Origin of the sequence: Longimicrobium sp. (genome assembly GCF_036387355.1) — a bacterium.
Taxonomy (GTDB): Bacteria; Gemmatimonadota; Gemmatimonadetes; order Longimicrobiales; family Longimicrobiaceae; genus Longimicrobium.
Genome location: NZ_DASVTX010000228.1, coordinates 1 through 5,734, shown reverse-complemented (window position 1 = coordinate 5,734; position 5,734 = coordinate 1). Strand labels below are relative to the sequence as shown.

General features: G+C 73.0%; 5 protein-coding genes. 1 reads left to right on the top strand and 4 read right to left on the bottom strand.

Annotated features, from left to right (window positions below; all coding sequences use genetic code 11):
* The 4 genes from VF665_RS10065 to VF665_RS10050 form a co-directional block, all read right to left on the bottom strand.
* On the bottom strand, positions 1-1,227 hold a 1,227-nt coding region (locus tag VF665_RS10065; RefSeq protein ID WP_331053292.1), incomplete at its 3' end, for a sigma-54 dependent transcriptional regulator.
* Positions 1,224-2,468 carry a sensor histidine kinase gene (locus tag VF665_RS10060; protein ID WP_331053291.1) on the bottom strand — a complete coding sequence of 415 codons (1,245 nt, stop codon included), beginning with the start codon at positions 2,466-2,468 and terminating at the stop codon, positions 1,224-1,226. The genes VF665_RS10060 and VF665_RS10065, both read right to left, overlap by 4 nt.
* Positions 2,469-2,488: 20 nt before the next feature.
* Positions 2,489-2,677, bottom strand: a complete 189-nt coding sequence (locus tag VF665_RS10055) for a hypothetical protein (RefSeq protein ID WP_331053290.1) — start codon at positions 2,675-2,677, stop codon at positions 2,489-2,491.
* A gap of 367 nt (positions 2,678-3,044) precedes the next feature.
* A complete protein-coding gene (locus VF665_RS10050; protein WP_331053289.1) occupies positions 3,045-3,617 on the bottom strand; it encodes an HD domain-containing protein in 573 nt (190 codons plus the stop codon).
* Positions 3,618-3,944: 327 nt separating this feature from the next.
* Between VF665_RS10050 and VF665_RS10045 the strand changes: the two genes are divergently transcribed.
* Positions 3,945-5,734 (top strand): ligand-binding sensor domain-containing protein (locus tag VF665_RS10045; protein WP_331053288.1); only part of this gene is annotated, 1,790 nt, incomplete at its 3' end.

Here is a 5,734-nt window from a genome sequence, read left to right as displayed (position 1 = left end):
CCGGCGCTTTACCGACAGGTCGCCCGCGTCGTCCGCGAGCTGGAACGGGTGGCGGCCGGTGCGCACGTGCGGCGGCAGGTGGTCCACCGTCATCTGCCCGCCGGAAAGCACCAGGGCGCGCTCCATCACGTTCTCCAGCTCGCGCACGTTGCCCGGCCACGAGTACGCCGCCAGCACGGGGATGATGTCGCGCGGCAGCGGGGGCGCCTCGATGCCCAGGCGCGGCGCGTGGCGGCGAAGGAAGTGTTCGGCCAGGGGCGGCACGTCCTCCGGCCGGGTGCGCAGCGGGGGGATGTGGATCTGCACCACGTTGATGCGATAGAACAGGTCTTCGCGAAAGCGACCCTCGCGCACCTCGTCCACCAGGTCGCGGGCGGTGGCGGTCAGCACGCGCACGTCCACGGGCTTTTCCCCCGTCCCGCCCACACGGCGAATGCTGCGCTCCTGCAGCACGCGCAGCAGCTTTACCTGCAGCGTCAGCGGCAGCTCGCCGATCTCGTCCAGGAACAGGGTGCCGCCGTCCGCTTCCTCGAACAACCCTTCCCGCGCCCGGTCCGCGCCGGTGAACGCGCCGCGCTCGTGGCCGAACAGCTCGCTTTCCAGCAGGTGCTCGGGAATGGCGCCGCAGTTCACCGCCACGAAGCCGCGGTCGCGCCGGGGCGAGGCGCGGTGCACGGCGCGGGCGATGGCCTCCTTGCCGCTTCCGCTTTCCCCCGTGAGCAGCACGGTGCTGGGGAACGGGGCCACGCGCCCGGCCAGCTCCATGACCTCGCGCATGGCGCCGCTGACGCCCACCACGTGCTCGAACCCCTCCACCTCGCCCACTTCGCGCCGCAGGCGGGCCACCTCGCGGCGCAGCTGCTCGCGCTCCTCGGCCTTGCGCAGGCTGAGGATGACTTCGTCGGCGTTGAAGGGCTTGCTGATGTAGTCGTAGGCGCCGCCGCGCAGAGCCTCCACCGCGGCGTCCAGCGTGCCGTAGGCGCTCATCATGATGACCAGGGCGGGGCCGCCGGCGCGCTGGTACCGCTCCAGGAACTCCAGCCCGCCCATGCGGGGCATGCGCACGTCGCACAGCACCAGGTCCGGCGGCTCGGCCAGCGCCATGCGCAGCCCCGCCTCGCCGTCCTCGGCCACCTGCACGGTGTAGCCCTCGTCGCGCAGGATCAGGAGCAGGGTGTGCCGCAGCCCCGCCTCGTCGTCAATGACCAGCACGCGGCGATTGCTCAACGCTCGGCCTGTTCGGTGGGAAGGGTGAGGGTGAACGCCGCGCCGCCCCCGGGCGCGGACGCCACCTCGATGCGCCCGCCGAAGTCTGCGACGGTGCTCGCGACGATGGCAAGGCCCAGCCCCGTTCCCTCCCCCGGCGCGCGGGTGGTAAAGAACGGGTCGAACACCTTGTCGATGTCGGCTTCCGGGATCCCCGGCCCGGTGTCGGCCACAAAGACGCGGATGACCTCCGTGCCGGCCTCGATGCGGTGCGGGTCGCGCACGGAGGCGGCGCGCGGGCGGCGCAGGTGCGCGTACGAGATCCCGGGGGGGTCGTCGGCGCGGCGGGTGGGGATGTTGCGCTCCGGCCGGTAGCGCTCCACCCCCGTGCGCACGTGCAGTTCCCCCGCCCCGCCCATGGCCCGGCGCGCGTTGTCGAACAGGTTGACGAACACCTGCTCCAGCAGGTGCGGCGTGCCGCGGACGGGGGGAAGCCCGTCCTGCAGTTGCAGGCGCAGCTCGATCCCCTCCAGCGCGCCCTGGCGGGTGAGCACCTCCGTGGCGGCGCGCACGGCGGCGTTCACGTCCACGCTTTCCCGCGCGCGGGTACCCGGGCGCGCGTAGTCCAGCAGTCCGCGCACGATGCGGTCAATGCGGCGCGCCTCGCCCTCCACCCCGCCCACCAGCTCGGGATCGGCGCCGCGGCGGCGCAGCACGCTGGCGTACCCCATCAGCGCGCCCAGCGGGTTCCCCACCTCGTGCGCCACGCCGGCCGCCAGCCGCCCCAGCCCGGCCATCTTTTCCGCATCCACCAGCTCGCGCTGCGTGCTGACGAGGACGCGGTTGGTTTCATCGAGCGAACTGACGTTGTGGGCCAGCCGCTGCTGGTTGTCCAGCAGCTGGTCGGTCATGCGGTTCAGGGCCTCGGAGAGCGCCGCCATTTCCCGGCTTTCGCCCACGGGCGCCCGCCGCGCGTAGTCTCCCGCGGCGATGGCCTCGGCGGCGGCGACGGCGGCCTGCACGGGGCGAAGGACGAGCCGCTCGATGAGGTGGTTGGCGAGAAGGACAAAGACGGCGACGTCCACCACGATCAGCGCGCCGAGCACCCAGGCGTTCCCGGGGCGCAGCACGGCGAGCACGGTGTTGGTGCCCACGGCCAGGACGGCGGCCGCGAGCGCCAGAAAGGTGAGGTTGAAGAGGAGCTCGGCGCGAAGCGAGCCCCGGCCGGGGCCGGGGCTCGCGGAAGATTCGGGCTGATTCACGGCTGCGCCGCGAAGGGGAGTCAGATCGCCGCCGGAGCGCGGCGCCGTGCCGGGGCACGGTCGGGTTTACCCTCGAGCGCTTCGCGCGAGATCAGGTGCCACACGTGGTCCACCACGGTGCCCGCGGGCTCCGACCAGGTGACCAGCCCTTCTTCGCGCGCCTGCTCCAGGGCCCTGCGCAGTGCATGCTTGCTGACCGGCTTTCTCATGTACGCCTCCGCAAGAGAGAAAAGGTCCAGCTCGCCGCCCGGGGCTCCGCTCCGGGCGGCCCGACGATGCGTCCTTCCTACTCTAATACGAACACCGGGCCGCCGCGAGGGGTCCGCGCCGGGATCAGAATTCCATCCAGCAATGTTGCTGATACACATTGCGGAAGCAGAAAGTTTTGGAGCGGCGAATGGGAAACCCCGTTTCTCCCAGAGGTCACCGAATATCACGAAGGCCACGGAGGAAGCGCGGAAAGGCCGGCGGAGGGAACTATCACGCAGAGACGCGGAGCGGATGAAAAGGGGGAATGGGCGGCCGAGACATGCCCACCGCTCTTCTTCGTCTCTGCGTCTCTGCGTGCCCTCCGCGTCAGACTTCGGTGCTCATCCCCAGCTCGGGGGCAATGCCGCGCATGGCCTCGATGACGAACTGCACGTGCTCGCCAAGCTCCACGCCCAGTTCCTCGGCGGCGCGGCGCACGTCGTCGCGGTCCACCCCCGCCGCGAACTGCTTGTCCTTCATCTTCTTGATGACGGACTTGGCTTCCAGGTCCGCCACCGACCGGCTGGGGCGCACCAGCGCCGCCGCCGTCACCAGCCCCGTGATCTCGTCGCAGGCGTGCAGGGTGCGCTCCAGGCGCGTTTCCGGCTGCACCCCCGTGCGATCCGGATAATGCGCCAGGATCGCGCGGATCACCGGCTCCGGGTATCCGCCCTCGCGCAGCATCTCGGCTCCGCGCAGGGGATGCTCTTCCGGCCACCGCTCGTAATCAAAGTCGTGCAGCAGGCCGGCGGCGCCGTACGTGTCCTCATCCTCGCCGAACACCCGCGCGTAGGCACGGCACGCCGCCTCCACGGAGTACATGTGGCGGCGAAGGCTCTCACTTTCCACGTACTGATGCATCAGCGCGAGCTGCGCGTCGCGGCTGGGGAGTGCGGACATCGGGGCTCCGGCTCGGGGATTCTCACGCGCCCGGCCCGGACGTGGGCGCGGGACGGCGCGAATGTAAGCCGCGGCGGCACGGCGGGGAACGGGCTGCCGCGCCATCCGCCCGGCCAGGCCAGCGCGCCCGACCTGCTCCGCGCTCCAAAGAGGCCGCACCGGGTGCCGCGCCCGTCGCATCCGTGGCGCGGAACGGATGGAAATCGTCATCCCCGACGACGGCGGGACCATGTTCCGCACCCGCCGGATTCGCTACGTTGAAGCGCCCGACCTCCCTGCCCTCCCCTGCCGGGATACCGCCGGATGGCCCCTCTGTCCCTCCCACGCATGCTCGCCCGCGCGATCCGCACGGCCACGGTCGCGCTCGCCGCCTTTGCGCTCCCGCCGGCATCCGCCGCCGCGCAGCGTGTGGCGGCGGGTGCGGACGGCGAGGCGCGGTACGCCATCGCGGGGTGGACCACGGAGAACGGCCTGCCCTCCAACGTGGCGCGCGACATCCGCCAGACGCCGGACGGCTTTCTGTGGCTGGCGTCGTACGAGGGGCTGGTGCGGTTCGACGGCGTGGCGTTCCGCCTCTTCTCCGAAGCGGAGATCCCGGGGCTGGCGCGCGCCAGCTTTCGCCGCCTGGCGGTGGACGGCCGGGGCGCGCTGTGGGCGGCCAGTGAATCCGGCGGCGTGGTGCGCTGGGCGGGCGGCCGGTGGAAAGTCTTTACCACGCGCGACGGGCTGGCGAGCGACCGCATCACCGCGCTGCTCCCCGATCCGGAGGGCTCGCTCTGGGTGGGGACGCGCGAGGGGATCAGCCGCATTGCGGGGGACCGCGTCACCCCGCTGCGGCTGCCCCCGGGCGAGGCGCAGCCCGCCGTGACCGCGCTGGCGCTGGACCGGGCGGGCGCGTTGTGGATCGGCACGCTGGCCGGCGGCGTGCTGCGGCACCACCGCGGCGCCATCACCCGCGTAACCCGCGCCCAGGGACTGGGCGACGACCGGGTGACGGCGCTGCACGCGGATGCGGCGGGCACCGTGTGGGCGGGCACCTTCGCCGGCGTGGCGCGCATCCAGGACGGCCGGGTGACGCGTCCGGGCGCGGCCGGCGCCGTGCATCCCGCGCCCGTGAACGACCTGCTGCAGGACGGGGACGGCGCGTGGTGGCTGGCCGCCGACAACGGCCTGTTCCGGCTGGAAGGCGAGCGCATCACCCCCGTGCCGCGGCCGGACGGCACGCCCTTCACCCAGGTGGAAGGGCTGAACGCGGACGCGGAGGGCAACCTGTGGATCGGCTCGCGCCAGGGCGGCCTCTTCCGCCTGCGCCGGGCCGGGGTGCGCATGCTCACCACCCGCGACGGCCTGCCGAGCGACTTCGTCACGGCGGTGACGGGAGACGGCGCGGGCGGCGCGTGGATCGCCACGCACGGCGGCGTGGCGCACCTCGGGGCGGGAGGCGCGGTGGAAAACACACGTCCCGCCAGCACTCTGGCGGATGCCGTGGCGCGCGACGTGGTGCGCGACCGGGCCGGCAGCGTGTGGGTGGCCACCAACGGCGGCCTTTCGCGCATCCACGCGGGGCGCACCACGACGTACACCGTGCGCGACGGCCTGCCCGACGACCGGGTTCGGGCGCTGCTGGAGGACCGCTCCGGCGCGCTGTGGATCGGCACGTACAACGGGCTGGCGCGGCTGGCGGACGGCCGCTTCACGCGGTTCGGCGCGGCGCAGGGGCTGCCGGATGGGTACGTGCTTTCGCTGCACGAGGACCGCGGCGGCACGGTGTGGGTGGGGACGCAGTCGTCCGGGCTGTTCCGGCTGCAGGGCGGCCGGTTCGTCGCCGGCCCGAGCGCGTTGGCGGGACAGCCCGTCTTTCGGATGACGAGCGACGCGGACGGCACGCTCTGGGCGGGCACGTCGCGCGGCCTGGCGCGCCTGCGCGGCGGGCTCGTGACCATGTTCACCACGCGCAACGGGTTGCGCGGCAACACGGTGTTCCAGGCGCTGGACGACGGCGCGGGCGCGCTCTGGCTCACGGGGCCGTGGGGGATTGCGCGGGTGCCTCGAAAGGACCTGGAGGTCGTGGGCGCCGGGCGGGCGCGGGTGGTGAACGCGACGGGGTTCGGGGTGAG